Origin of the sequence: Streptomyces sp. NPDC015171 (genome assembly GCF_043079545.1) — a bacterium.
In the GTDB taxonomy this organism is placed as follows: domain Bacteria; phylum Actinomycetota; class Actinomycetes; order Streptomycetales; family Streptomycetaceae; genus Streptomyces.
In genome coordinates, this window is sequence record NZ_JBIBUO010000023.1 from 26,841 (window position 1) to 51,507 (window position 24,667).

At 70.6% G+C, this 24,667-nt stretch carries 27 protein-coding genes and 4 pseudogenes; 25 read left to right on the forward strand and 6 right to left on the reverse strand.

Going from position 1 to position 24,667, the window contains the following annotated elements:
- Positions 1–12: 12 nt before the first annotated feature.
- The 3 genes from ACF073_RS36970 to ACF073_RS36980 all read right to left on the reverse strand — a co-directional run bounded on the left by ACF073_RS36970 (position 13) and on the right by ACF073_RS36980 (position 2,293).
- Positions 13–705 (reverse strand): hypothetical protein, encoded by a 693-nt coding sequence (locus ACF073_RS36970; protein ID WP_392075880.1) that lies wholly within the window; start codon positions 703–705, stop codon positions 13–15.
- On the reverse strand, positions 705–1,019 hold the full coding sequence (locus tag ACF073_RS36975; RefSeq protein WP_011031268.1) for a DUF6112 family protein: 315 nt from the start codon (positions 1,017–1,019) through the stop codon (positions 705–707). Before ACF073_RS36975 ends, ACF073_RS36970 begins: the two co-directional genes overlap by 1 nt.
- 140 nt (positions 1,020–1,159) lie before the next feature.
- Complete coding sequence (locus tag ACF073_RS36980) at positions 1,160–2,293, reverse strand: C40 family peptidase (RefSeq protein WP_392075881.1); 1,134 nt, start codon at positions 2,291–2,293, stop codon at positions 1,160–1,162.
- 512 nt (positions 2,294–2,805) lie between these two features.
- On the opposite strand from ACF073_RS36980, the gene ACF073_RS36985 reads away from it, so the two are divergent.
- The 21 genes and pseudogenes from ACF073_RS36985 (at position 2,806) to ACF073_RS37085 (ending at position 17,799) form a co-directional block, all read left to right on the forward strand.
- Positions 2,806–3,561 (forward strand): DNA-methyltransferase, encoded by a 756-nt coding sequence (locus tag ACF073_RS36985; RefSeq protein WP_392075882.1) that lies wholly within the window; start codon positions 2,806–2,808, stop codon positions 3,559–3,561.
- A gap of 250 nt (positions 3,562–3,811) precedes the next feature.
- Positions 3,812–4,354, forward strand: coding sequence for a DUF4913 domain-containing protein (locus ACF073_RS36990; protein WP_392075934.1), 543 nt, complete (start codon positions 3,812–3,814; stop codon positions 4,352–4,354).
- Complete coding sequence (locus tag ACF073_RS36995) at positions 4,351–4,836, forward strand: hypothetical protein (protein WP_392075883.1); 486 nt, start codon at positions 4,351–4,353, stop codon at positions 4,834–4,836. Before ACF073_RS36990 ends, ACF073_RS36995 begins: the two co-directional genes overlap by 4 nt.
- A gap of 17 nt (positions 4,837–4,853) precedes the next feature.
- The gene (locus ACF073_RS37000) at positions 4,854–5,552 is read left to right on the forward strand and encodes a hypothetical protein (RefSeq protein ID WP_392075884.1); all 699 of its coding nucleotides are present in this window, start codon (positions 4,854–4,856) and stop codon (positions 5,550–5,552) included.
- 18 nt (positions 5,553–5,570) lie between these two features.
- A complete protein-coding gene (locus ACF073_RS37005; protein ID WP_392075885.1) occupies positions 5,571–6,314 on the forward strand; it encodes a hypothetical protein in 744 nt (247 codons plus the stop codon).
- A 150-nt stretch (positions 6,315–6,464) separates the two neighbouring features.
- Positions 6,465–6,812 (forward strand): SH3 domain-containing protein, encoded by a 348-nt coding sequence (locus ACF073_RS37010; RefSeq protein ID WP_392075886.1) that lies wholly within the window; start codon positions 6,465–6,467, stop codon positions 6,810–6,812.
- Positions 6,813–6,909: 97 nt separating this feature from the next.
- Positions 6,910–7,392: a hypothetical protein gene (locus ACF073_RS37015; protein ID WP_392075887.1), complete on the forward strand. Its 483-nt coding sequence runs from the start codon at positions 6,910–6,912 to the stop codon at positions 7,390–7,392.
- A complete protein-coding gene (locus ACF073_RS37020) occupies positions 7,389–7,832 on the forward strand; it encodes a hypothetical protein (protein WP_392075935.1) in 444 nt (147 codons plus the stop codon). The genes ACF073_RS37015 and ACF073_RS37020 overlap by 4 nt, the downstream gene beginning before the upstream one ends.
- Positions 7,833–7,842: 10 nt before the next feature.
- Entirely contained in the window at positions 7,843–8,256 is a 414-nt protein-coding gene (locus ACF073_RS37025; RefSeq protein WP_392075888.1) for a hypothetical protein, read from the forward strand.
- Positions 8,257–8,298: 42 nt separating this feature from the next.
- Positions 8,299–9,141, forward strand: a complete 843-nt coding sequence (locus ACF073_RS37030; protein ID WP_392075889.1) for a winged helix-turn-helix transcriptional regulator — start codon at positions 8,299–8,301, stop codon at positions 9,139–9,141.
- Positions 9,138–9,656 carry a regulator gene (locus tag ACF073_RS37035; RefSeq protein WP_392075890.1) on the forward strand — a complete coding sequence of 173 codons (519 nt, stop codon included), beginning with the start codon at positions 9,138–9,140 and terminating at the stop codon, positions 9,654–9,656. Before ACF073_RS37030 ends, ACF073_RS37035 begins: the two co-directional genes overlap by 4 nt.
- Positions 9,653–10,887 (forward strand): annotated as a pseudogene (locus ACF073_RS37040) (MFS transporter). The gene ACF073_RS37035 and the pseudogene ACF073_RS37040 overlap by 4 nt, the downstream one beginning before the upstream one ends.
- A gap of 32 nt (positions 10,888–10,919) precedes the next feature.
- Positions 10,920–11,222, forward strand: a complete 303-nt coding sequence (locus ACF073_RS37045) for a hypothetical protein (RefSeq protein WP_392075891.1) — start codon at positions 10,920–10,922, stop codon at positions 11,220–11,222.
- Positions 11,223–11,492: 270 nt separating this feature from the next.
- Positions 11,493–12,719, forward strand: coding sequence for an ATP-grasp domain-containing protein (locus ACF073_RS37050; RefSeq protein ID WP_392075936.1), 1,227 nt, complete (start codon positions 11,493–11,495; stop codon positions 12,717–12,719).
- Positions 12,716–13,841: pseudogene (locus ACF073_RS37055) on the forward strand (MFS transporter). Before ACF073_RS37050 ends, ACF073_RS37055 begins: the two are co-directional and overlap by 4 nt.
- On the forward strand, positions 13,838–14,458 hold the full coding sequence (locus ACF073_RS37060) for an HAD-IA family hydrolase (RefSeq protein WP_392075892.1): 621 nt from the start codon (positions 13,838–13,840) through the stop codon (positions 14,456–14,458). The pseudogene ACF073_RS37055 and the gene ACF073_RS37060 overlap by 4 nt, the downstream one beginning before the upstream one ends.
- 28 nt (positions 14,459–14,486) lie before the next feature.
- On the forward strand, positions 14,487–15,356 hold the full coding sequence (locus tag ACF073_RS37065) for a DUF317 domain-containing protein (RefSeq protein WP_392075893.1): 870 nt from the start codon (positions 14,487–14,489) through the stop codon (positions 15,354–15,356).
- A gap of 30 nt (positions 15,357–15,386) precedes the next feature.
- Positions 15,387–15,875, forward strand: coding sequence for a hypothetical protein (locus ACF073_RS37070; RefSeq protein ID WP_392075894.1), 489 nt, complete (start codon positions 15,387–15,389; stop codon positions 15,873–15,875).
- Between the two features lie 224 nt (positions 15,876–16,099).
- Positions 16,100–16,189 (forward strand): annotated as a pseudogene (locus tag ACF073_RS37075) (hypothetical protein); the annotation flags it as partial.
- A 256-nt stretch (positions 16,190–16,445) separates the two neighbouring features.
- Positions 16,446–16,736, forward strand: coding sequence for a DUF317 domain-containing protein (locus tag ACF073_RS37080; protein WP_392075895.1), 291 nt, complete (start codon positions 16,446–16,448; stop codon positions 16,734–16,736).
- A 34-nt stretch (positions 16,737–16,770) separates the two neighbouring features.
- Positions 16,771–17,799, forward strand: coding sequence for a collagen binding domain-containing protein (locus tag ACF073_RS37085; protein ID WP_392075896.1), 1,029 nt, complete (start codon positions 16,771–16,773; stop codon positions 17,797–17,799).
- A gap of 967 nt (positions 17,800–18,766) precedes the next feature.
- On the opposite strand, the gene ACF073_RS37090 is transcribed toward ACF073_RS37085, so the two are convergent.
- Positions 18,767–18,946, reverse strand: coding sequence for a hypothetical protein (locus ACF073_RS37090; RefSeq protein WP_392075897.1), 180 nt, complete (start codon positions 18,944–18,946; stop codon positions 18,767–18,769).
- A 50-nt stretch (positions 18,947–18,996) separates the two neighbouring features.
- On the reverse strand, positions 18,997–19,419 hold the full coding sequence (locus tag ACF073_RS37095; RefSeq protein ID WP_392075898.1) for an Hsp20/alpha crystallin family protein: 423 nt from the start codon (positions 19,417–19,419) through the stop codon (positions 18,997–18,999).
- 222 nt (positions 19,420–19,641) lie between these two features.
- On the opposite strand from ACF073_RS37095, the gene ACF073_RS37100 reads away from it, so the two are divergent.
- The 4 genes and pseudogenes from ACF073_RS37100 to ACF073_RS37115 all read left to right on the forward strand — a co-directional run bounded on the left by ACF073_RS37100 (position 19,642) and on the right by ACF073_RS37115 (position 23,272).
- A complete protein-coding gene (locus ACF073_RS37100; RefSeq protein WP_392075899.1) occupies positions 19,642–20,229 on the forward strand; it encodes an HdeD family acid-resistance protein in 588 nt (195 codons plus the stop codon).
- A 300-nt stretch (positions 20,230–20,529) separates the two neighbouring features.
- Positions 20,530–20,725 (forward strand): annotated as a pseudogene (locus ACF073_RS37105) (IS630 family transposase); the annotation flags it as partial.
- A 230-nt stretch (positions 20,726–20,955) separates the two neighbouring features.
- Positions 20,956–21,216: a transposase gene (locus ACF073_RS37110; RefSeq protein ID WP_392075937.1), complete on the forward strand. Its 261-nt coding sequence runs from the start codon at positions 20,956–20,958 to the stop codon at positions 21,214–21,216.
- Positions 21,146–23,272, forward strand: coding sequence for an ATP-binding protein (locus ACF073_RS37115; protein WP_392075900.1), 2,127 nt, complete (start codon positions 21,146–21,148; stop codon positions 23,270–23,272). Before ACF073_RS37110 ends, ACF073_RS37115 begins: the two co-directional genes overlap by 71 nt.
- Here ACF073_RS37115 and ACF073_RS37120 read toward each other — a convergent pair.
- Positions 23,243–24,406 carry a hypothetical protein gene (locus ACF073_RS37120; protein WP_392075901.1) on the reverse strand — a complete coding sequence of 388 codons (1,164 nt, stop codon included), beginning with the start codon at positions 24,404–24,406 and terminating at the stop codon, positions 23,243–23,245. The two genes, ACF073_RS37115 and ACF073_RS37120, sit on opposite strands and share 30 nt — an antisense overlap.
- Between the last annotated feature and the right edge of the window lie 261 nt (positions 24,407–24,667).

The window sequence follows — 24,667 nt, forward strand, 5'->3', positions numbered from 1 at the left end:
CTCAGGCGCGGGTCACTGCGTGACGCTCGTAGCGATGGCGGCCAGAGTGCAGTCGCGGCTCGGGCGGCACTGGACGGCGAGGGTCACAGCCCGTTCCTCGGCCCCGCCGCCGCCCTTCTTCCAAGCGATCTGCTGCTTGCCGTTGACGGTGACGACGTAGATGTACGCCTCGGTGATCGCGGACGGGTCCTCGGCGAGGGCCTGCTTGAACGCGCCGGGGTAGTGGCCCTCGGTGACGTGGGCGGTGGCGTGCTGGTCCTGGTCGGCCATCCTCGACCACAGCACCGGGTCGGGCACCTGACCGGAGACGGACGCCCAGTCGGCGTACTTGGTCTCGGTGGTCATCCAGGCGCGCATGCCCGCGAGCTGCTGGTCGCGGCTGGTGTCGCGGGTGTCGTAGGACCACAGCATCTGGGCTGCGGCCTTGGCGTAGGCGACCGGCTCGGCGATCTGCGGTGGCCTGGGCACGGACCCGGATCCGGGGGAAGGCTTCGGGGCGGTCACGGTGGAGGAAGGGCTGCCAGCTGGGGCGGGCGAGGCGACGTCCGGGGCCCGGTGGCCGTTGCCGCCCCCGGTCAGCAGGGCGACGATCCCGGTGATGGCGAGCAGGACGGCGATGACGGAGGCGGCGATCGCGATGCGCCGGTTGGCCGACCATCCCGCGCCGTACGAGGACAGCGTGAAAGAGGGGGATCGTTTCCGCATCAGTGGACCTGCGACCCGAGGCCGGAGAAGAAGGCCACGATGCCGTTCGCGGCACCCAGACCGAGGGCGGCGCCGGCGGCCACGACCGCGCCCTTCTTCCCGTTGGCCTCGGCCTGGTGGCCACCGGTGTGGTGGCCCCAGGCCCACACGCCGAGCGAGACGGCGAGGGCGCCGACGACGGCGATGATGCCGAACATGTTGATGCTGTTGACGACGTTCTTCAGCACGCTCAGGCCGGGCAGGCCGCCGCCCTTGGGTGAGATTCCTGGGTCGTAGGCGAGCTGGATGACGCGGTCTGCGAGAGGGACGGACATAGGTGTGGCGGGGCTCCTTGCATACGCGGGCCAGGCGAGGGCCGGCGGGGAGAGGGGAAGCGAAGAGGGAAAAGGCGCTCAGGGAGCGCAAGAGGCCGCAGCGGCGGCCCGCCCGGAGCAGCGTCCGGGCGGGGGCGGCGTCACAGGACGCGGCGGGCGGCGAGAATCGTCCAGTCCTTGATCGGAGTGATCCGGACCGGCTTGGTGGTGCGCGGCGCCTCGATCACGAGGCCCTCGCCGATGTACATGCCGACATGCTCGGGACGGCTCGCGGTGCCGCGGCTGAAGATCAGGTCACCGGGCCGGAGGTGGCTGGGGGAGACAGCCTTGCCCTCGCTGACCTGTGTGTACGTGGTGCGGGTGAGGGTGATGCCGGCGTGCGCGTACGCCTGCTGCATCAGCGAGCTGCAGTCGCAGCGGCCCATCGGGTCCGGGCCGTGGGCGTTTGTGCAGGATCCGCCCCACTGATAGAGGGTGCCGAGCTGGTGCATCGCCCACTCGATGGCCTTGCGTGCCTTGGGGCCGGCGTCCTTGGGGATCGTGTATCCCTTCGGGACGCTCCCCTCAGGGATCGGGCCGAAGCCAGAGCCGTCCTGGCCGGGAGTACAGCCGGTGGTGCCAGTGCCGGCTTTCTTGCCCTGGCTGGGATCCTTGGTGTCCTTGTCGTTGCCGGCGCCGGGAAAGGTCTTGGCAATGGCTTCCTGCAGCGCGGTGGCCAGGTGCTCCCACTGCGCGTAGGCGTCCGGCAGACCGGACTGCTGTACGGCTTGGGCGGCCTGGGTGACGGTCATCTGCTGCCAGCCGTTCACCTTGAGCAGGTGCTTGTAGAACTGCTCGCTCGCGTACGTCGGGTCACGGATCTGCTGGGCGGTGCCCCAGCCCTGGGAGGGACGCTGCTGGAACAGCCCAAGGCTGTCCCTGTCGCCGTAGTTGAGGTTGCGCAGCCTCGACTCCTGCATCGCCGTGGCGAGCCCGACGATCTGGCCCTTCTTGGGGACGTCGAGGCTGATGCCGGTGGCCACGATCGTCTGGGCATTGGGAACCTGCTCGGCGGGCAGGTCCAGGCCCTCGACGTGGACGTTCTTGCCGGACGCCCCGTCGAGGATCTTGGTGACCTGCTCGGCGACCTTGCCGGTGTCGATGTCGTTCAGGCAGATGAGGGAACTGCTGCTGCTTTGAACGGCGTCCGCGGAGGACGCCATCATCATGCCGGTACCGGCGAGCAGGAGTGGGGAGAGGAAGATGACGCCGATGCCGGCGGCGAGCGCCTTCAACCGGAGCGGACCGCTCGCGGGTCAGCGAGGTCGGGCAGGGGTGGGTAGCGAGACGTCATGAGCGTGTCCTTCGGGGTGCAGTGTCCGGCGTGCCGCGTGCGCGAGGCGTGGTGGAAGGGCGCGGCGGCCGGGGTGGGCGATCAAGGCGGACCGATGCGGGGCGAGTTGCCGCTCGCTCCAGCTGGCCGGGCCGTGAGCTAGGTGTGCCGGGGCAAGGGGGTACCTCCGTGAGGCGTGGCGGGGGGTAGCCAGCGGCGGTGTGCGCCGGGCGGTTCAAAAACAGTAGGCCCGGATTGGCGGTTGACCAAAAAGTCGGCGCGAGGTGCCGGAATCCGGCACCTCGGCACAGCACTTCTTGGCCGTCGGCCAATTCGCCTCTACAGTTTTTGGACTCCCCCTCGCCTCCTCGGTCCGCGGCCCTGGGCTTTTCCATGCCCACTTCCGGCCCGCGAGGACTCCTGTGCGAGGTGGCTACTTTCCCGTGAATCCGCACCCGAATTAGGGGTCCCTCTTTGCCTTTTTCCCTTCGCCAGGGCGACGCCCTGGCCGTTCTTTCCGGCCTTCCGGAGGGCTGCGTTGACTCCGTCATCACCGACCCGCCGTACAACAGCGGGGGCCGGACCGCGAAGGAGCGCACCACCCGCTCCGCGAAGCAGAAGTACACCTCCGCCGATTCCAAGAACGACCTCGCCGACTTCACCGGCGAGAACATGGACCAGCGCAGCTACGGCTTCTGGCTGACGCAGATCATGACCGAGGCGCACCGTCTGACGAAGACCGGCGGGACCGCGCTGCTGTTCACCGACTGGCGTCAGCTCCCGACGACGACGGACGCGATCCAGGCCGCCGGGTGGCTGTGGCGCGGCGTGCTGGCCTGGCACAAGCCGCAGGCCAGGCCGCAGAAGGGCCGGTTCACCCAGAACTGCGAATTCATCGTCTGGGCGTCGAAGGGACCGATCGACGGCTCCCGGAACCCGGTCTATCTGCCCGGCATGTACTCGGCGTCTCAGCCCTCGGGCGCGCAGCGCCGGCACATCACGCAGAAGCCGGTCGAGGTGATGCGCGAGCTGGTCAAGATCAGCCCCGAGGGCGGCACGGTCCTCGACTTCTGCGCCGGCTCCGGCTCCACGGGCGTGGCCGCTCTGCTGGAAGGCCGGGACTTCATCGGCGTGGAGAAGACCGAGCACTACGCGTCGATCGCGGCCGACCGGCTCACCGAGACGATCCACGCAACCCTCACACAGGACGACGTGGCTCTCACCGACTGAGCCCCGTCCTTGCCTGACGCCAAGGCGACCGGCTCCCCAAGCGCAGCCGTCGGCGAAATACCGCGGGAGTGGCCGTGTAGCTCGCCGGGCGAACCCCGCAGACGCTTCCGTCTTTCTCTCATCCCGTGTCTCGTAGGAGGCCGAACTTTTCATGCCCGAATCCACAAAACAGCCTGGCGATGGAGAGCTGGAGCCGGTTCGTATTCCGGATCGACAGCTGGAGGGAATCGAGGCGAGCGTGCGGCGGCTCATGGAGCAGTCGGCGCAACAGGCTCAGCAACTCGACCACCTCGCGTCCGCCCCGCCGCCGAGCGGTTCACCGTTCGCCGCGTTCGGCCTGCCGGGACTCGGCGGGCCGCCGGCCGCCGCTCCACCGGAGCCCCGCCCGATCCTGGAACTCGACGGAGAAGAGCGCGAGGACGAACTCGACGCCCTGTCCGACTGGGTGGATGACTTCTTCCTCCCGGTGTACGGGGCGGAGGTCACCACCGCTGCGCCCTGGTGCCTGCAGTGGCAGGAGCACGACGACGTCGTGGCCTGGCTCCACGCCCTGTGGCTCGCCTACCAGCAGCACAAGGACCCCGAAGCCGGGCTCGCCGGCCTGTTCGTGTGGCACCGGGACTTCCTCACCCACGCCGTCGCGGCAATCCGCGCGCCGGGCGGGCCGCTGTCGGCCTGCATGACCTCTCCCGACCGGCCCGCGCACCGCCTTCTGCCCGGCCCGCCGCCGTCCGTGCGCACGGAGACCGCGGCCACGGCGGAAGCCGCCGAGCAGGACGAGCCGACGTCATGACCGCGGGACAGGGGCAGCCCGCCTTCGGACTGAGCTTCGACCCCCGCGCGCTGACCGATCTCCTCCAGGCCCCCAGCGACATACGCGACCTCACCCTCGCCTACCTGCAGGAAGTCGTGAACGCCCAACGCTTCGGGCTGCGTCTCGACGGTGACCTGGAGGGATTCCGCAAGCTGTTCGTGGACGCCCGCAAGGACTGGCGCCTCGTCTACGGCGTCCGTCCGGCACCCGCGGAGTCCGCGCACCCCAAGGAGATTCACGTCGTCGCGGTCCGGCCGCGCGCGGGCAACGACGTCTACGACGAGGTCGGCCGCCGCCTGGGGATGACCCGCCGGCCGCTGAGCGCCCGCACCCACGCGGCACGCTCGCGTTCCCCGCAGCTGACCACCCGCACTCCCGTGCCCCGCCCCGGTCCGCCGCCCACCGCACTGCCGGGCCTGCCCCGTCCCGCCCAGAACCCCGCGTACCATCCCACCCGCTGAACGCACAGAGGTCGCCCATGCCCGCTGAACCCGCGCCGACACCCACCCGGCGTGCGGTTTCCCCGCTCGACCACCGCCTTGAAGCCGTCACCGGGCACGACATCGACACCCTGTGGGCCTACCGCGACCGCGGCGTCCTCGACGAGCAGCACGCCCAAGTGGTCGACCGCCACCGTGAACTGGCCAAGGCCCAGACCGGTGTCACCTTCTACCTCAAACTCCTCAACCGCCTTTCCAGCGGCGAGTTCGACGTCGACAGCGCTCTCATCACGCGCATCGACCGCACCGTGGACCAGCTGGAAGAGGCCACCGCCACGCGAACCGCCGCGGCTAGGAAGGTACTCGCTGCCCTGGAGCCTATCGAAGCTGCAGCGGCGGCTTCCGCGCCCGACGTGCAGCAGCTCTCGACGGACGACCAGGCGGCGCTGCTCGCCATCGCCGGCGGCGCCAAGCTCTACGAACACCTGCTCACCGGCCGGATGTCCGTCACAGCCGCCTCCGGCACCCGCATTCCTCACGCCAAGCTGCAGCGGCTGGAGGACGCCGGCCTGGTCGTCCGGGACACCGGCCACCCCGTACACGCCGGCCAACCGGTCGCGCTCACCGACGCCGGAAGAGCCGCCCTGTTCGCCGCCCGCAGGACCCCCACGACGCAGACGCCGAAGGTACCAGCTCGCCCCGGCACATCGCCGTCCACCCCGGCGCAGCGACGCTGAACTCCACCGAAAGGCCCCTTGTTGTCTCCCACCGAACCGGAGCCGGTCCGGACGCCCATCCCCCAGGTCGACTTCAATCTGGACGACCTCGACGCCGACGACGAGACGTACCTCGACTTCTACCGCAAGGTCGGCGTCCACGAGGACATGCTCGTCCCCCTCGCCGAACACCACGACGGGCCGCACAGCTACTACGTCCTGTTCGACCGCACCGCCACCTGGGGACACCCCGGCACGCCCCAGGTGCTCGCCGTCCATTTGCAACGGGACTACAAGAAGCAGACGTTCAGCTTCGAGCAGGCCCCGCTTCCGCTGCCCGCGATGGCGCAGTCCTGGCTCATCCATCGAGGCTGCCCGCCCGACGCCATCGGCCTCGACCCCGAGCTAACCCCGCCGTCGGCGGACGACGCCACGCGAGCGCTGGAGCGACGCCTCGCCGGCGACGGCGACCACTACGCCATGGGCTACTCCTACACCAGCGACAACCCCGACGACATGGTCGTCGTCGTGGCCCTGCGCGCCCTGGACGAGCGCGCCCCGTCGCCGTTCCGCGTCGTGGTCGAAGAGGTCGACACCGAGACGTGGACGCACACCCTGCGCGAGGGCGGCTTCGACACGCTCGGCGAAGCACTGCAGTGGTGCGACGACCGGCTCACCGGCGAGGCCGGCCCTCTCCCGCCGGTCCGCCCGGCAGCCGCCGCCAGCCGCCCAGCCGGTGTGACGAAGGCCCCTGCTCCGCGCCCGCCCGGCCGTTCACGCTGAGCGCTCAGCCCCACGCGGGCGGCGCAACATAGCCGACGATCGCCGGTTAGCCAAACCGGCGATTCTCCGGACTCTTATACAGCCGCCGGGACAACCCCCTGCGGCGCCCTTCCACACATTCCCTCATGCCCTCACGGAGGTTTCTTCCGCATGCGCTCCACCCGAATTGCCATATCCGCAGCGATGCTCGGCGCACTCGCGCTGCCGGTGCTGTCCGCCACCACCGCCAGCGCGGCACCGACCGCCGCCTCCGCTCTCTCCGCGAGCGACTGCTACGACCACCCGTACCTGCCGTACGCAGTGCACGCCAAGGCCGTGACCATCCGGTCCAAGGCCAGCTCGAAGTCCACAGCGCTCGGTGTGCTCTACAAGAGCCACAAGTTCACCGTCTCCAAGAAGAGCGGCAACTGGGTCTACATCACGGACAAGACCACCGGCATCAAGGGCTGGGTGTCCGGCACGTACGTCTACCGCGACGTCCGAATGTGTCTCGACTGACCGGAATTCAGCACGCCCCGGTAAGCAGCTGAGCCGCCGAGTACAGCCGCCTCTCACATTCCCCCAGGCATCGGCCTTTCAGAACAGGAGACCTCTTTTGTCCGACGGCGTATCCGATGAGTCTGAGGATGTCGTGGGCGTGCTCACCGAACGGATCGAAGCGCACTTCGACATGGGTATCGACCAGTTGAAGGCCGCGGTCGCCGCCGCGCCGACCGCCAATCCTGACGCCACCGACGTCGTCAAGTGGCACGGCCTTCTCGTCGAGGCCCAGTCCGTGCTCGAGCGAGCGGAGGACGACCTCCTCACCGCACTGCAAAGCCAGCCCAGCGAGGTCGACGACCCGACAATGGGTCTCGCACACCGGGTGAACGCAGCCGTCACCGCTCGCGACGGCCGGGCCATGGTCGTGCGATGGCTCCTCGACCCGGACGCTCCGGGGAAGAAGGACCTCGCCGCCCAGCGCCTCGCCCGCCTTCGACCTCGAACCGGGCCGGCGGTGCAGACCAGCGCCCCCCACCGGCCTGCTGGTACAGCCGCACCGGCGACGGCGTGGCGGCCGACGAGGGCCGCTCGATGAGCCGGGACAAGGCCAGCACCATGGACGCCGACCTGCAGAAGGTCTTCGGGCGCCCGGTACCCGAGCTGTACGAGACGGCTGTCGGCCACGATGCCTCGCCTGCGCTCGCCCGGGTCCTGGAGCTGCGGTCCTTCCTGGCTCTGACCGAGGAGCAGGTCGCCCGTGTCCGCGACCGTGTTCACGCGGACATGGATCCGGACCGCGACATGGGCGAGCTGTCGGCGGACAAGCTCCGCTTCGACGCCCAGTGGCTGGAGGCGGCGCTGGAGGCCCGCGACGGCTACCGCGCCGCCCTCGGCGAGCTGCTGCGCACCATGCCCCCACCGGCCCAGCAGGCCCGGCCCGTCCGCACGGCTCAGCTCAGGGCCACCGCAACCCTGCCCCCGTCCGCCGCCCCGGCACCTCCGCGTGCCGGGGCGGCCCGGCCCCGCCGACTGTGAAAGCCCCCGATTGCCCCACCTCACGTCCACCGACATAGCCGGACGGATCGAGGACCTGTACGGCGCACCGCTCGCCGAACTCGAGGCCCACGCCCAGGTTCAGCCGCCCGGCATGCTCTCCGCCCTGCTCGGCATGCACGACGGCCTCGCCCTCGCCGAGCGCAGCATCGACGTCCACCGCGGTCAACTCGCCCGGCTCATCCACCCCGAGCGGCAGATCGGCCGGCACGAGGTTTCCCACCTTCTCGATGGTGCACGCCGGCTCGCCGAGGCAGTCGCCGTGCGCGACGTCCAGGCCAAGTCCGTGTTGGCCGTTCTGCAGAGCCTCGCCCGCGTTCCGGCCCCCACGCCGTCCCCGCCGACGCCATCACCACCACTACCTGCTCCGCCCCCTCTGGCCCAGAGCACTGCGCACAGCCGCTGACCCGCGGGCGATCCCCCTTTCCTTTACCCAGGAGTTCCTCCCTTGGCCATCACCGCTCTGCCCCCTGACACCGACGCCGACATCGCCCGGGTTACCGAGGCCCTCGCCATGATCACCCCGCGCTGGAACGTGAGGATCCTGCTGGCGCTCTCCGGCCCGCCACAGCGCTACAGCGAGCTGGCGGCCAAGGTGTCCTGGCTGCAGAACGGCCAGCTCCACCCCAAGCTCAAGTCGCTGTGCGACGCCGGACTCGTCGAGCGCACCGAACTCACCCCGCGGCACGTGACCTACGGCCACACCGAGCGTGGCGCCGCCCTGCTGCCGGTCCTGCCGTTGATCGTCACCTGGGCCGAGGAGCATCTAGAGAAGACGGACCGCCCGCTGCCCGCGATCGAGCAGATCGAGGACAGCCTCACCCTCCTAACACGGCGGCACGCCGCCGCCATCCTGTGGGTGCTCAAGTCCCGCGAGGAGGTCAGCGGGCGGGCCCTGGCCCGGATCGTGATGCCCAGCAGCGACTGGACCAACGTGTACCCGCCGCTGCGGCAGCTCGTCGCCGACGGCCTGATCGACACCGAGGGCACGGGCCAGCCCTACCGGCTGTCCGCAGCGGGCAACGGCCTCGGCCCCGTGCTCGGCGCCCTGTCCGCGTGGTCCGCCGGGCGGCCCCTCAACCAGGCGGCCCATCACCCCGTCTGGGGGCACCCGCAGGCGAAGCCCACGCCGAGGCCGTGGGTCAGCAGCCAGTCACGGCCAGCCCTCACATCGATCCCACCTGCTCGGACGGGTGAGTCCGCTCCGGCCTGGCACCACCGCGATCTCTTCTCCCACGCCAGCCCCGCCCGCCCGATGGCGGCCATCCCGGCGGGAGGTCCGCGCCGATGACCATCCCTTTCACTTCTGCCGAAGTGAGCAGCGCGATCAAGCTGCTGGCTTCGCGCTCCTTGATCCGCTTGGTCACCGAGATCGACGACAACGGGGCGATACCGCCCAGGCGGCTGGCCGCTATCCTCCCCGACCTCTCCTCGCACCATCTGCGTCGTGCTACCGAAGAGGCCCGTGCCCGCGGTCTCGTCCGGATCGCGCCCGGCGCCGGTCTGGAACTCACCGAGTCAGGATCGGAGCTGGCAGACCTGTACGACGCGGCTGCGCGCTGGGCCCGGCACCACGCCTACCCGGCACCGGTCTGCGAGTTCAGCGTTCGCGTCCGACACGTCCTTGATCTCCTGGGGCCCTCGCTCGCGGCCGAGCCGGCCGACGGCCCCTCGCGGCCGTCAGCCGGGCGCCTGCCCAGCGCCGAGGCCGAGGGGGACCTTGCCCGCCCCCGCACTCTCCTGATCCAGTGGCTGGCCGGCAATCCCCAGGTCACTCGGGTGTCCGAGCCCGAGCCGGTCGCGTGAGCGCAGCGGTTACCCCCCGGCACGCGCGCCACACCGCCGGGCTGCTGCGCAGCATCTACCTGCCACGCACAGCTGACGCCCTCGCGTTCGCGATGTCCACCTACGGCATCCCGCTGCTGGTCCTGGCCACCACGCGCTCCGCCGCACTGACAGGTGCTGCGTTCGCGTTGGAGTGGATCCCGCGCCTGGCGGCGTTCGGGGGGCCGGATCGATCGTCGACCGGCGCGGGGCAGCCGTGGTCTTCCACCTCGCCTCCCTCGGACGCGCGCTGGCCCTCGCCGCCGGCGCGGTCCTCCTTCATCTCCATCCGTCCGGCACCGTGGCGAGCGCAACCGTGATGGTGCTCGCGGCGACGACCGGCGTGCTCACCGAGTTCAGCTACATCGCGGCCGAGACTGCGGGTGCCGCCGCCGGCCGCCGAGCAGGAAGCCGGGCCCATCACGTTCAGGCAGTCCTGCTCGGCATCGACCAGACCGCGACGCTGGCAGGCCCGGCGCTCGCCGGACTGCTCCTGCTCGCCGGGCCGGCGTCGATGCTGGCGGTGATCACCGGGCTCTCGCTTGTCGCCGCCATGCTCGCGCTGCGCACACCCCCCTCGCCCGTTGCCTCGGCCCGCGCGCCGAAGGCACGGTCGGGCGCAGGACTTCTTACCGGGTGGCGCACCATCCGCTCCCTACCTGCGCTCGGCTGGCTGGTGACCGGGCTGACCCTGTCCAACCTGGCCACCGGACTCCTCCAAGCGGCCGGCCCGGTGATCGTCGTCAAACACTTCGGGCAATCCACCACTGCCGTCGGCCTGGTCTGGTCCGCCGCTGCCGCCGCGACGCTCCTCAGCGTCATGCTCTGTCGGTTCGCGCTCGACCGCCTGGGCCTGTGGCCGGTCGGCGCCGCCTGCGCGGCCCTCGCCTCGCTCGCCTGCCTCGCCGCCGCCCAGGCCCCCGACTACCCGTCCTACCTGGTCCTGGTCGCGGTCCTCATGGCGGCAGACGGCGGCATGACGGTCGTCCTGCGCACCCTGCGCTCCCGCCTGATCCCAGCGCAGAAGTTCGGCAGCACCCTATCGGCGACCATTCTCATCCTGCTGCTGCCGTTCCCCATCGCCGGCGTACTCACCGCGCTTACCCCGCCCGACGCGCTGGGCCCCGTCATCACCGCCTGCGCCGTCCTGCAGGCCCTCGGCCTGTTCCTCGCCTTCACCCGACTGCGCACGGATCCCGCCCTGCGCACCTGACCCTGCCGCGTCCCCAGCCCGTGGAGAACTTCATGCCCGCCACCCTCCTCGGGAGGAACCGCGCCAGCGGTCACACCATCACCGAGCAGTTCCACGCCTTCGACGCGGATAACCCGCACGTGTACCGCGCTCTGGAACGCATGGCTGCCCGCCGCGTGGCCGCCGGCGCCACGCGGGTCAGCCTCAAGGACCTCTTCGAAGAACTGCGCCGCCAACTCCCGTACGGCGTCGTCGGGCTGAACAACAACTTCACTGCCCTCTACGCCCGCCGCCTGATCGGCGACCACCCCCGCTGGGCCGACGTGTTCGAACTGCGCCGCCGCCGCGCCGCCTGACAATCCCCCTCTCTTCCATCGCTTCCACGCCTTCCTCAACCGGACGAAGGCCGCCGGGCGTGCCCTCGTCAATGCCGCCCCGCGGTTTGCGGGCGGCATTGAGCAGCCTCAACCCGGACCCCACCACGCCGCTGGCCGCACGTCGGCTGCTCGACGAGCAGCCGTCCTCTGCCGCCGAGTTCCGCCACCCCTCCGTATTCCCACCCTCCGATCCCGAGGAGCTAGTTCTTGTCCGACCGTCCCGTCGTCCTGGTCGTTGCCGCAGCCGACATGGAGGCCGAGGCGTACCGCGGGTACTGCCTTCAGTCCGTGGCCGCCGCCTATGACGTTGTCCTGATCACCGGTGAAGAGCCGTCGTGGGAGGTGCCGTACCTGCGGGACTGCGTGGTGGTGTCCGATCCGACCGATCAGGCGGAGCTGGCCGCGGCCGGCCGGGCCCTGGCCGGTCGCTACGACCTGGCCGGGGTGTTCACCTGGACCGAGTGGTACCTCGTGCCCGTGGCCCGCCTCGCGCGCCAGCTCGGCCTGCCCACCACTTCCCCGGAGGCGATGCAGGCGTGCCGCAACAAGGCCACCTCCCGTGCGCTGTTCGCACGGCATGGCGTGCCGTCGGCTGCTTCGGTTTGCGTACGTACCCTGGCCGAGGCCGAGGCGGCGGCCCAGCGGATCGGCTACCCGCTCGTGCTGAAGCCCGCCGCGCACGCGGCCAGTATCGGAGTGATCCGCGCCGACACCCCCGAACAGCTCACCGCAGCCTTCGAGTTCGCCGACCAGGCGGCCGGGCTCGGGCGTGAGTCCACCAGCGTGCTCGTGGAGGAGTACCTCGACGGGCCCGAAGTGTCGGTGGAGTGCGTCACCTACCGCGGCGAGACCACCGTGGTCGCGGTCACCCGCAAGACGGTCAGCGCCCCGCCCTTCTTCGAGGAACTGGCCCACTGCGTGGACGCCGCCGACCCGCTCCTCGACGTGGTGACCCCCGTGGCCCGGGCTGCGATCCGTGCTCTGGGGATCACCGACGGCGTCTGCCATGTCGAGATGCGGCTGGTCGACGGCCGGCCACGGCTCGTCGAGGTCAACGGCCGGATCGCCGGCGACATGATCGGCCACCTCGTCCGGCTCGCCACGGGCATCGACCTGCCGCGCGCCGCCGCCGACATCGCCTGCGGCCGAGCCCCCGACGTCACCCCGACCAGGTCCTCGGCCGCCGCGATCCAGCTGCTCTACCCGGACACCTCCGGCACCCTGCTCCGCCTCGGCTTCGACGGCGTCGACCCGGAATGGCTGGACCGCGTGCACTTCCAGCACCAGGTCGGCGACCAGCTGCTTCTCCCGGCCGACGGCGGCAACATGTGGACCGCGCGGATCGGCTACCTGATCACCACCGCGCCTACCGCTCACCTCGCACAGGCCCGCGCCGAGGAAACGGTCCGCCGTATCCAGGTCCACCTCGAGCCCCGCCCCGCTGGCGAGCCTGTTGCCGACGGGCGCCCCGCATGAGCCGAATGGACACTTCCCTCCGGCGCAGCCGGTCCATGCTGACCGGCTACTTCCTCGGCCTGGGGGTGGGGCGCGCGGATGCCGGCCGTCCAGCATGCCGCCCACCTCACGACCGGCAGCCTCTCGCTCGTGCTGCTTGCCGCCGCTGTCGGCATGGTCGCCGGACTGCAGGCCGGCGGCCGGCTCGCCCGTCCCGACCGCCTCCCCGCGCTCTTGATCGGCGGAGCTGTCGCACTGGCGGCAGCCCTCGCCGTGCTGGGGCAATGCCGGACGCTGGCTTCGCTGCTCGCAGCGGCGGTGGTCTTCGGCGCCGCGCACGGTGTGTTGGACGTCGCCGCGAACACCGGTGCGGTCCGCTGCCAGATCGCCTGCGGCAAGCCCATCATGTCGTCCCTGCACGCCGCGTACTCGATCGGCGCGCTGGGCGGCGCCGCCCTGGCCGCCGCCACCGCCGGCACAGCCCACAGCGCTCTGTTCCTGACGGTCGGCGCCGCGATGACGGCGAGCGTGCTCGTGGCCGGGCCGCACACCCTCACGCTGACCGGAGCCGACCCCGAGACCTCTGGCCCCACCAGCCGGGACCGGGCACCGCGAAGGGTTTGGCTGTTGGGCGTGCTGGCTGCTGCCAGCCTGCTGGGGGAGGGAGCGGCAGCCGACTGGGCCGCCGTGCACGTGCACTCCCTGCACGCCGGTGCCGCTGTCGCCGCGAGCGCCTTCGCCCTCTCCAGCACCGGCATGGCGATCGGCCGGCTGACCGGCGACCGGCTCACGACCCGCTTCGGCGCCCCTGGCGTGGTCCGCGCCGGCACGGTGCTCGCAGCAGCCGGCCTGACCACCGGCGTCCTGGCCGACAGCGTGCCGGCCGCGCTGGTCGGCTGGGCGGTCTTCGGGCTCGGCCTGTCCGGCACCGTCCCCTCCCTGATCACCGCCGCCGGCATCCACGGTCCGAAGGCCGTCGCCACCGTCTCCGTCACCGGCTACCTCGGCCTGCTTGCAGGCCCCGCCGTCATCGGCGCCCTCGCCACCATCACCACCCTGCCCACCGCCCTGCTGCTGCCCGCACTCTTCGCCGCAGCCCTCGCCGCCCTAGCCCGCCGCGCCCTGGAGAAGACCGCCCCTTGACCCGCCCCACCCGCCTCGACGCCGTCATCCTCGACTACAACGGCGTCATCGGACTACAGCCCACCCGCGCCCACTGGCTTCAACTGGCCCGCACCGCCTCCTGGCCCGAAGACGATCTCGCCGGCTTCCAGCGAGCCTTCTGGAACACCCGCGACCTCTACGACGCCGGACAGCTCAGCGACCTGGCGTACTGGGCGCGCGTCCTCGGCGCCCACCCTGGCCCCCGCCTGCTGCGCGACCTCCTCGCCGCGGCCACAGCCATGTGGACCGGGACCGACCAGAGCGTCCTGGCCGTCCTACGCCGCGCCCACGCCACAAGGCTGCCGATGGTGCTGCTGTCCAACGCACCCGCCCACCTCAGCACCGTGCTCGACACCCACGAGTGGCGACGCCAGATGACCCAGGCGCTGTACTCAGCCCGACTTCAGGTGTGCAAGCCCGACCCGGCCGCCTACCACCACGCGCTGCAGGCCACCGGAGTTCGCGATCCACGGCGCGTCCTTTTCGTGGACGACCGTGCCGACAACTGCCAGGCCGCTGCCCGCCTGAGCCTTCGGACGCTGCACTACACCGGCTCCAGCAACGCGCTCCACAAAGCCCTGACACTCGCTGCCTGACCCGCCCGTCTTCACCACTCAGGAACCTGTGACCACTCACGACGACTTGCACCCGATCGACGGAGACGTCTTCGTCTCTCCGCGTCACCTGGCCTCTACCACCGGGATCGGCGACCCAGCCCTCGCCCCGCTCATCGATCTGGGCTGGGACCTGCATAACGACGACCTCGGCAACGCCTACGTCAACGCTCCCGACCGCAAGGTCCGCCTGGGATACCTCCCCGAGGGCGAGGACGACGGGCTCTGGCGCATCAACGCCTACCGCGATCCGTTCGGCCCACCGACCTGGGACGTCTGTTTCAACGACCGCACCCCGACCGAATTCGTGACCGCGTTCACCACGGCCCTCGCCACCGCGTACCAACAGGGGCCAGACGCCTACCTGGCCCGCCCCGTCTCCGGGACCGACCAGCACGATCCCTTCCTCGCCGTCGTGCCTCTCCTGCAGCAGGGCTGGGAGATCGACCGTCCGCGCTGGGGCGTCTTCGCCCTCCAGGCCCCGGACGGACTCGCCGGCCTGGAGTTCACCACCGGCGACCTCGATCCGGAAGCCGAACTGACGACACGGGACGCCCGCTGGCAGCTGTGGGCGGGCAAGTCCCTCGACCGGCCCATCTGTTACGCCACGGCCAGCACCGACACCCCCGTCGCCCTGCTCACCGCCGTCACCCACAGCGTTGCCGATCCGGATCCCCTGCCCCGGTGGCGCGAGGACACCTTCAGCTACATCAACGGCATGGCCCAGCTCACCCCGATCCTCCCGCCTGGACCGCCGACCCCCACTCCGCTCGACGTGCAGCGGGCTGTCGCGTCACGCCGCCCGGCCGCGCTGCCCGCGTCCAGCGTTCCGCGCTGGAGCACCACCAGCCGTCCCGCCCTGCCCGGCCCACGCCGGTAAAACCAGCCCGACCCCTACCGGAGACCCCTCTTGTCCTTGCAGGCCGCCGAGTTCTTCGCCGAGCTGTGCCTCCCGTTCCACGACCAGACCGTCGTGGGCAACACCTACTTCGCCGCCCCCGTCCCCGGCGCACCGCTACGGCTGCGGATCGACTTCACCCTCACCATCCACGCGGACACCTACGGCGGACTGCGCCTGGCGGTCGTCCACCCGGAACGCGGCGAGATCGACGCGGTGGCACTCAGCTTCGTGGACCACGGCACCTTCCACCGCCGCGACGAAGCCAGCAACACCCGGCCGAATACCAAGCAGTACGGCACCTTCGACACCCACCACCGCCCCGGCCACCCGCCGTGGGACGGGGCCGTCACCACGGGGCTGCGCGACGCCATTGAGCGGTACAGCGCCGTCTGGTTCCCCGGTGCATGGGCCGCCTCCGCGCCCACGCGCACGGCTGGCCGTACTCCACGCAGCACTCCCGCCCCGGCAGCCGGCTCTGCCGAGGCCCGCGCCCGTTGAGCCCGCGTCCCGGTCACCGCGCACTGCATGCCGCGCCATTTACCCAGCAGGAGCCTCTTCTCGTGTTGCCCGATCCGCCCGCCGACCCCTTGAAGGATCTCGATCCCGCCCAGACAGTGAGGGTTCTCCCGCGCCACCTCGCCGGCCCCGGCCCGGCAGACATTGAGAGGGTCTGGCCCTTCACCTTCGACGACGGCTGGCATCGTCACCGGCCGATCGACGAAATGGTGTTCGCCATCAGCCCCTGCGCCCGGCTGTGGACCCGGTTCGCCCCCAAACCCGGGGAACGAGGCCAAGGGACGTGGACCATCGGCATGGACCGTGTCCCCTTCGGCCCCAGGGCCTGGGAGATCACCTTCGACGCCACTACCCCGCCGAAATCCTGCGCGACGTCCACACCGAGTTGCTCGATCTGTACCTCGAAGACCGTCACAGCAACCGAGACCACTTGTTCGAGGACGAGACGGCGCCGCACGCGGCATACGCGCAGCTGCTCACCCGCGGCTGGAGCCACGACGTCAAGACCGACGGCACCCAGACCTTCCTCACCCCGGAGGGGCTCGGCGGCGTGTGCCACCGCTACGCGAGCAGCGGCTCCCACGAGCCGGTCTGGCGGTCCTGGGCGGATACCCCAGCGAGCCGCACTGGAGAGCGCACTTCTCTTCCGGTACGCCCACCACGCTCGTCGCGGCCTTCACCGCCTCGCTCATCTCCACCGAGCCAGTGCACCGCACCGTCCAGGACATTCCCGTCCACACGCGCCGTGCTCTCTACGTCGCCACCACGACACCCAAGCAGCCGCACGGCAACACGCCAGCCGCCCCGCCGCCTCCTGCCCCGGCCTCTGGCCGAATCCGCTGACTTCCCGCCCCCTTGACCAAGGAGTCCTCTTCCCGTGCACGCACGTTTCGTCCGATCCGCCGCCATCGCCATCGCGGTGACCGGCACCCTCACCTGGGCACCGGCCGCGAGCGCCCGACCCTCCGAGCCGACCCCCTCGGCGTCTGCCACCCCTGCCGAGACACCCGTCCCGGAGGCGGGCAGCGTCGAGATCACCACCAACGACACGGCCGGTGACGCGCTCCCCGGCGCCGCGTTCCTGCTGCTCGACTCCGCCGGACAAGAAGCCAGACGCGGGAAGACCGACGCACAAGGGAAGGTGATCTTTTCCGACCTTGCGCCGGGGGCTTACCGGCTCAAGGAGACGGCCTCCGGCAGCCAGCTCCACGAGGTTGTCGCCGACCAGGACGTCATCGTCACCCCGGGCGTGGTCACACGCCTGGCGATCACCGACCCGTTCAAGGCAGCCAAGGTCCTCCTGCAGGCCAAGGACGACAAGACCGGCAAGCTCCTGCCCGGCGCGACCGTGAACATCGGCACCGGTACCTCCACCCTGCTCACCCTGACCACCGGCGCCAAGGGCACGGCCTCCGGGGAACTGCCGGTGACGAGTCGCAGGACGCAGTTCTGGGTCAAGGAGATCAAGGCCCCCGCCGGCTACGGCCTTTACAAGCCGTCCAGGATGTTCGCCGCAGGCCCCGGCGCCCCGGTGACCGTGACCGTCACCAACACCAAGACCGCCACCGACCCGAACCCCAACCCCACGGACGAGCCGACACACAAGCCCAGCGGCGCCCCGTCCACCCCCGGGGGCAAGCCGGGCAGCGGTAGTGGAGGAGCCAAGCCCTCCGCGCAGGGCACCGACACACCGGATCGTGATTCCTCGTCCACCGCTGATGCCCCAGCCGGTGACTCCAGGTCCAAGGCGCCGGCAGGTTCCCTCGCCCACACCGGTGCCGACGCCACCCCGTGGATCGCCGCCGGCGCGGCCTGCCTCGTCGCCGCCGGCGCCTTCACCCTGGTCGCCGTCCGCCGTCGTTCGCCTACCCGGTCCGAGCCCGACGACAGCGGCAAGACCAGCTAACTCAAGAAGCAACCACCGCCAGCAGGCCCCCGGGGACCCGGGGGCCTGCTGGCGTCTTGATGTGACGTCGGCCGACCCTGGGCGCGTCGGGCAGCACGGACTTGACTCGTCATGGCCGTGTGCCAGAGCTTCGCCGTCCACCGAGAGCCGGAGGGCAAGCGCATCACCACGGCGATCGAGCTGGTCGATGACCCGGGCGGAAACCTGGCCGGCCGTCCGCCCTCCTGAGCTCGATCTGCGCACCTGGCTCCCGGGCCAGGCCAGCAGGCCCCGCACGATCTCCCCGGAGTCTGCCGGATGCCGCAGGCTTCCCTCCGGGTGGAGCGTGTAGCGCGTACGGCGCCCGATGCGCTCCCGGCTCAGGTAACCGGCCTGCTCCAGGTCGCTCACGATCGCCACGACCGTGCGCTCGGTGATGTGACAGGCCGCGGCGATATCGCGAAGCCGCGCGGACCCGTCGCGCGCGACGGTCAGGAGCACGCGCCCGTGGTTGGTGAGCAGCGCCACCGGCTCCAGCCGCCTGTGCGCTTTCATCAAAGCCCCAATCATCCGGCGCCCCGACGGACACCGCACCCAGTTGCAGGCAATCCAGTTCGCCCATTGTCCCGCAGCACCGACATCCGGAAGCCGTACGCAGAAGCGATGAAAGCCGCCCTGCCATGCCCGAGCTCGTTAGTACCCGCGGCTCCTCGGGCCGTGGGTACATGACCCCGCCGCCGACTGACTGGTGCCGACGGTGGACGTCCAAGGGGCTACGGACCTGTACCGATCTGGCCTGTAGGGCCGTACGGTGCGCGTGTTGCACCCCCAACGGGTGAGAGGACCGACAGGCAACGCAAGGCAACATGCACCACGATATGGAGTCCGGCGTCGGGACCCACGCGAGCGCGGGGAGCCAGTTCCATGCGCCGCACACGGACCGAAAGCAGAGCGGAGTACCCGCTGATGGCTTGGCGTGCGCCTGCAGTTATGCCGCCTTGCAGTGTTCGTTGCTGCTCAGGACGGTCCGCAGCCGCTGGTAGCGGTCGAGGTCTTCCCAGGTGTCGCGTTCGGGCGGGCTGGGGTGGCGGCGTCCGCTGCCCCAGGCCCAGACGCTGGCGGTGATGCCCGCAGTCATCGGGATGAGCAGCCACAGCAGGGCGCCCACGATCAGAACCTCCTCGCAGTTGATGGAATGGGACGGGTGCGACGCGCTTCTCAAGCCGTGAGCTGCCTGGGGGTGCCGCCGCTGATGGCGATCTTGCGAGGCTTGGCGCGTGCGGCCAGCGGGATGCGCAGGGTGAGGACACCGGTGTCGTAGGACGCCTCGGCGGCCGTGGTGTCCAGGACGTCGGACCGGGTCAGGCGGCGGGTGAACCGGCCGGTGGGGCGTTCGCTGAGCAGAGGCCGAGCCCCGGCAGGCACAGGAGAGAGCCGATCGGCGCTCACGGTCAGCGTGTCCCGCTCTGTGGTCACCTCGATGCTCGAGCGGTCCATGCCGGGCAGGTCGAACTGCAGATAGAGCGCCTCCTCGTCGCGCCAGGCATCCGCGGGGATCACGGTGCCGACCGCGGTGGCGGTCTGAGCGAGCTGGTTCACGAGCCGGTCGAGATCCCCGAGTGCGCCGGTGCGGGCAAGCATGTTCCTGTTCTCCCTTCACTCCCTGGACGTGGGGCCGTCGGCAGGCGGCCCGACCAGAAACGAATCCCGCCCTTCCGTATAGCCCATAGCAGATTATTTGACAAGCTGGCACTGGATGAAGTTGACAGCAATCGACTCAAGGTCGTGTCTCGTGCAGTGAAGACTCCAGGCGCGCCGACGGACTCTTCGCCAGCGCGCCGTAGGCCGGAAGGGAGGTCGCTGGTGACAGAGAGCAGGAAGACGGTCTGGCTGCTGGTGGCCCGCGGTGTGGCCGCGGTCGTGTTCGGGGTGCTCACCCTGCTGCGGCCGCAGATGACGGTGCTGGCGCTGGCCTGGGTGTTCGGGGCGTACGCGCTGGCCGATGGCGCGGTGCTTCTGGGCGCGGCATGGCGGCATCGGCGTGAGGGCCGGCCCGCGCTGGCTTGTGCGGTGGCCGGTGCGCTGGGTGTCGTGGCTGGTGGGATGACCGCCCTGTGGCCGGGCCTGACGGCCCTGGCCCTGGTGGTGATGGCGGGCGCGTGGGCCATCGCCACGGGCTGTCTGGAGCTGTGGGTCGCCACGCGGATGCGGCACGAGCTGCGCCACGCCTGGTGGTGGCGGGTCTCCGCCGCGGTGTCGGTGGCGGCGGGTGTACTGCTGTGGCTGTGGCCGGATGCCGGTGCGATGGCCATCGCACTTGTCCTCGGTGTGTACGCCCTGATCGCCGGCGGGATCTGGCTCGCCGCCGCCTGGCGGGAGTACCGCATGCACACCAATCACCGCTCCCACTCGTGGACGTCACGGCCGTCCGGTGCACGCGTGGCCCACTGACGGTCACGCTCACTCCACCGGCACGGTGGCGTACGGGAAGGCAGGTGAGTATGTGCGATGACGCGGCTGCACATCGATGAGGGCGATCTGGTGGTGCGGCTGCCGTGCCGGTGGGCGCTCGCCGCTCGCTGCCGCAATGTTCGTCCGAGGGTCCGGGAACGCCCGGGAGCGTCCTGACCTGCGGCTGAGTGGGAGTGAACGTAGGCGGTGTACGGCGCCGGACGGGGGCGAATGCAACCAGAACTGCAACCAGAGCCAGGCAGCGTTCCGGCTGATTCAACGTTCGTGTGTTACGTCGGTAACCGCACCCACGGGGTGCGCTACTTCCACAGTTGCTACTCGGTCGGCGACGTCAACCTGTGGGCGTCAACCGCTGCAAGAAGGGCGCCCGCGAACAAGCTGGCCGCGTTCAAGTCGATCCGCGCCGCCCGGTCCGACGGGGCCCCCGATCTACGTGGTCCTGGACAACCTCTCCGCCCACAAGGGCGCCGACATCGTTACCGCTCCGCCCCCAACCACAGGCGCTGCATGCACGTGTCGTGGTGGGGCGTTCCGCAGGCGGCGATCCAGCCTGGGCCACTGTGCCGTGTTTTGTGACTGCCTCAGTCCCCTCGTCCTGCGTCGGGATGATCTCGGTGTGGGCCGGGACGCTCGTCCTGACCGGCAGTGATCAGTACTGGAGTCTTGTTGCTGGTCGTGTGTTGGGCCGGCCGTAGGTGACGGAAGCTGGTCAGTGGGATTCGGTGGCGAGGGCGGACTGGTGTTCCGTGGCGGGACATGCCGTCGGAGTGCGGAACGTGGCAGACGGTCGCGGCGCCTACCGAGGCCGTCGGGAGTTGTCTGAATGTTTCCGCAAGTTGGTGGCGCGGGGATACAGTCCGGCCAGTGGCGGATGGGTACTTGGGGGGGAGCCGACATGCTGGAGATTGTGGCGCTCAGTGCGCTGACCGCCTTCCTTACGTCTGTGGGCAACGGTGCGGCCGGTGAGATGGGCAAGCAGTTGCTTCTGTCAACGGGTGCGCTGGCGAGAAGGGCGACGGGAAGAGACACCCCGTTGCCTGCCGGCCGTGAAGATTGGGAGTCGCTGGCCAGTCACTTGCATGCCCGTCTGGCTGACGACCCACGGCAGGCGGCGGAGTGGTCACTGCTCCTTCGGAGCTTCCCGCAGCATGCGGCGGAACTCTCGTCCGGGAGCGGGTTGCCTCCCGCTACACGGCACTTCACCGACCGCAAGGACATCGTCAGGCGACTGAGACGGGAGGCGACCCGCCCCGCTGCGGGCCGGCCGCGCGTCGCGTTGCTCTACGGTCCGCCGGGGATCGGCACCACAGCGGTGGCCCTACACCTGGGTGCCATCTGTCACGCCCGGTTTCCCGACGGTCAGTTCTACGTCGACCTTCGAGACGGTTCCCAAGACCACGGACCGGCCCCGGCGGCGGTCCTGCTGCGTCTGCTTCGGCAGATGGGTGTCGGGCCCGACCGGATCCCGCCTACCGAGGCAGGCCGGGAACAGCTCTATCGGCGGCTCACTGCCGGCCGAAGGGCGATGGTGGTGATCGACCACGTGTCCTCGGTGGCACAGGTCCGGGCACTCATTCCGTCCACCCCCGAGGTCTTTCTGCTGGTCATCGTGTCAGGCTCGCCCTTCGCGCTGGAGGCGGAGCCAGTTCCCGTGCCTGGGCTGAGCGACCGGGACGCGCTGAAGATGATAGGGAGGATTGCCGGCCGGGAGCGGATCGAGCGTGCAAGGCCGCGGATGCCGGACGTCCTGGCCCACTGCGGAGGAAACGCCTTCGCTCTGCGGACAACGGCGATGCGCCTGCTGCACGAAGACGCGGAGCTTGAGCTCCCAGCCCTGGTGACCGGGGCGTCCGGGAGCGACCCGGTGCGTGCCGCGGCGCAGGCCAGTTGCCTCGGTGTCCGGCCGGAGACCGCTCGGCTCTGCCGGTTGACGGCGCTGGGCGAGTGGCCGTCCGTCGCTGTCCATCTCGCCGCGGCTGCGGCAGGCGTCGCCGAGGAAGAGGCCGCTCACATGCTGGCCGAGGCGGCGGATGCTCAACTGCTGGAAGCGCTGCCCGACGAGCGCTATCGGTTCCGGCCTGAGGTACGTCGCTACCTGGCGGACACGGCAGGACCGGAGCAGGGGATCCCAGAGTGCTCCGCTGCGATCGCCCGAACCCTCGAAGCTCTGTTGCACCGGGCACTCCACGCGGCTCACGCGGCTCTGCCCCAGAGCTGGCGCACCGAGTCGGCGCCTGCGCACGGTGAGCCGTACCGCGACGAAGCGGAAGGCGTCGAAGTGCTGGCGGCAGAGGTGGGGAACCTCGTTCGTGCCGTGTTCGTTGCCCGGGAGTACCAGCACACCACCACCGCGCTCCGCCTGGGGCGTGCCCTCTGGCCCCTCCAACTCAAGGCGGGCCACTGGGACGAAGTGCTGCCTGCGCTCCGCATCGCGGCCCGCTGCGCCGACGAACACCAGCCGGGATCGCGAATTGCCGGGGCGCTGCACTTCCAGCTCGCTCACTGCCTGGGCGAACTGGGCCGGTGGGAGGAGGCCGACCGGGAGGCGGACGCCGCCGCCCGGGCCGAGCGCGACGCCGGACACGTTCGTGGCGAGGCGTCTTCCGTGGAGTTGCAGGGTCTGTTGAACCTCTACCGCTGGCGTTACGAGAGGGCACTCGAGCGGTTCATCGCGGCAGAGGCCATCTACGGCAGGATCGCGCCCGGCCAGGAGGGCGCGGAGGACCTGCCGCGCGCCTTTGCGCTGTCACGGCGCCACCGAGGACGGGCGCTGCGCGGCATGGGACGGCTCGACGAGTCGCGCAGCCTGCTGACGGCTGTGGCGGAGTTCTTCGGTGAGCAGGGGGAGGCGTACAACCAGGCCCGTGCCCTTACGGACCTGGCCGAGACCTTGCACGACATGGGCGAGAATACCGAGGCGCTGGCGAAGATCGAGGAGGCTGAACGTCTCCTCCCGTCGAGCGCCACCCCGCACCTGGGATACCTGGCTGCCCTACGGCTGCGCTGCGAGGTCGCCGGGTAGGACCGGCTCCGCAGTCACTGGGTGCACGCCGCCTGCGACGTGCACCCGGAGCGTGATGCCGCTGGGTGGCACCCTGCCGCCCGTGGCGAACCACGCGGCCAGCGAGGACGCGTACGCCGCCGGATCGGCGTCCGCGCCCGGTTCGGCCGACAGCCGGAACGCACCGTGGTCGCGCACCCGCACGGTGCACGTGTGCGGGCCCGATACGTACGCGGCGACCGGGCAGCGTGGATAGCGGCGCAGCACCTCGGCGGTCCAAGCCTCTGGGCTTCCGAGTCGCGGGTCATCCGGCTGTCCCTCACGCGTGATCACGTCGGCAGTCTCCAGGCTGTCGGGGTCCAGGTCGTCCTCGTGGACGACGAGGTGCGAGTTGCCGTCGGTCCGGCGCGGACGCCCCGTGGAGCGTTCGATGATGACGTCCGTTCCCCGGACACGTGTCCACACGTGCAGGGGGGCCGTGCGCCGCGGTGGGTCATACGCCGGTAGCGGCAACGGCTCCAGGAGAGCGGGAGCCTCGGGTTCCGGGAGGTCCATTAGCTTGTAGAAATGCTCTCGCAGCAAGGCCGCCGAGGCACCGGGAGCAGAAGTAGTGAACCCGGCCGGCTCGGCGAGTGGCCGGTGCCTGGTCAGCACCCGTTCGATCTGCTCCCGCAAGAGATCGTTCGGATCGAGACGCGGTGCGTCCCGCACGAACGACGCGAGCGGTGCCACCGGATCCAGCCGGTCCGGCGCGGCAGCCGCCAGCATCACGGGGAGGCCCAGAGCCGCAGCGTAGTAGGAGACCGCGCCGAAGTCGCCCAGAACCACGTCCGCGGCCATGAGGGCCTGCCGCCAGGCGTGCACGGGGTCGATCAAGGTGAGCCCGCTGCGGCGCGCTCGGTCCAGCCAGGCACGGATCTGACCTGGTCCGTGCCCATACCAGATGTTCGGGTGCAGGATCGCGGCCAGCCGGTACTCGTCGGCCGGCAACTCGGCCGTAAGGCGCGGCAGCAGACTCGGCAGGACGTCCTTCCCTCCCCCGTTCCCGAAGAAGCCTTCGGGGTTCCAGGTGGAGTTCAGTACCACGAGCCGTTGCCCTGGACGTACGCCCAAGGCGCGGCGGAACCGTTCACGGTACGGGCGGGCCGCCAGCATGCGGTCGAAGCAGGGATCCCCGGCGAATACCGCTGCACTCTCGGCCTCCGGGCACGCGCGGCGCAGGCGCTCGAACTGCTCCGGGTGGGACAGGACGAGACCGTCCACGAATGGTTCGCCATCGACGAGGAGCCACTCGCGAGACAGGCCGAACGTCGGCTCCCGGCTCCCGGCTCCCGGCTCCCGGCTCCCGGCTCCCGGCTCCCGGCTCCCGGCTCCCGGCTCCCGGCTCCCGGCTCCCGGCTCCCGGCTCCCGGCACG

What these genes read in the sequence shown, in the direction of transcription:
- ACF073_RS36995 (WP_392075883.1), top strand. Translation starts at nt 4,351, where the DNA reads ATGACCGCGGGACAGGGGCAGCCCGCCTTCGGACTGAGCTTCGACCCC.
- ACF073_RS37035 (WP_392075890.1), top strand. Translation starts at nt 9,138, where the DNA reads ATGACCATCCCTTTCACTTCTGCCGAAGTGAGCAGCGCGATCAAGCTG.
- ACF073_RS36990 (WP_392075934.1), top strand. Translation starts at nt 3,812, where the DNA reads ATGGAGCAGTCGGCGCAACAGGCTCAGCAACTCGACCACCTCGCGTCC.
- ACF073_RS37050 (WP_392075936.1), top strand. Translation starts at nt 11,493, where the DNA reads ATGGAGGCCGAGGCGTACCGCGGGTACTGCCTTCAGTCCGTGGCCGCC.
- ACF073_RS37115 (WP_392075900.1), top strand. Translation starts at nt 21,146, where the DNA reads ATGCTGGAGATTGTGGCGCTCAGTGCGCTGACCGCCTTCCTTACGTCT.
- ACF073_RS37000 (WP_392075884.1), top strand. Translation starts at nt 4,854, where the DNA reads ATGCCCGCTGAACCCGCGCCGACACCCACCCGGCGTGCGGTTTCCCCG.
- ACF073_RS37045 (WP_392075891.1), top strand. Translation starts at nt 10,920, where the DNA reads ATGCCCGCCACCCTCCTCGGGAGGAACCGCGCCAGCGGTCACACCATC.
- ACF073_RS37120 (WP_392075901.1), bottom strand. Translation starts at nt 24,406, where the DNA reads ATGCTGGCGGCCCGCCCGTACCGTGAACGGTTCCGCCGCGCCTTGGGC.
- ACF073_RS36975 (WP_011031268.1), bottom strand. Translation starts at nt 1,019, where the DNA reads ATGTCCGTCCCTCTCGCAGACCGCGTCATCCAGCTCGCCTACGACCCA.
- ACF073_RS37010 (WP_392075886.1), top strand. Translation starts at nt 6,465, where the DNA reads ATGCGCTCCACCCGAATTGCCATATCCGCAGCGATGCTCGGCGCACTC.
- ACF073_RS37095 (WP_392075898.1), bottom strand. Translation starts at nt 19,419, where the DNA reads ATGCTTGCCCGCACCGGCGCACTCGGGGATCTCGACCGGCTCGTGAAC.
- ACF073_RS37020 (WP_392075935.1), top strand. Translation starts at nt 7,389, where the DNA reads ATGAGCCGGGACAAGGCCAGCACCATGGACGCCGACCTGCAGAAGGTC.
- ACF073_RS36970 (WP_392075880.1), bottom strand. Translation starts at nt 705, where the DNA reads ATGCGGAAACGATCCCCCTCTTTCACGCTGTCCTCGTACGGCGCGGGA.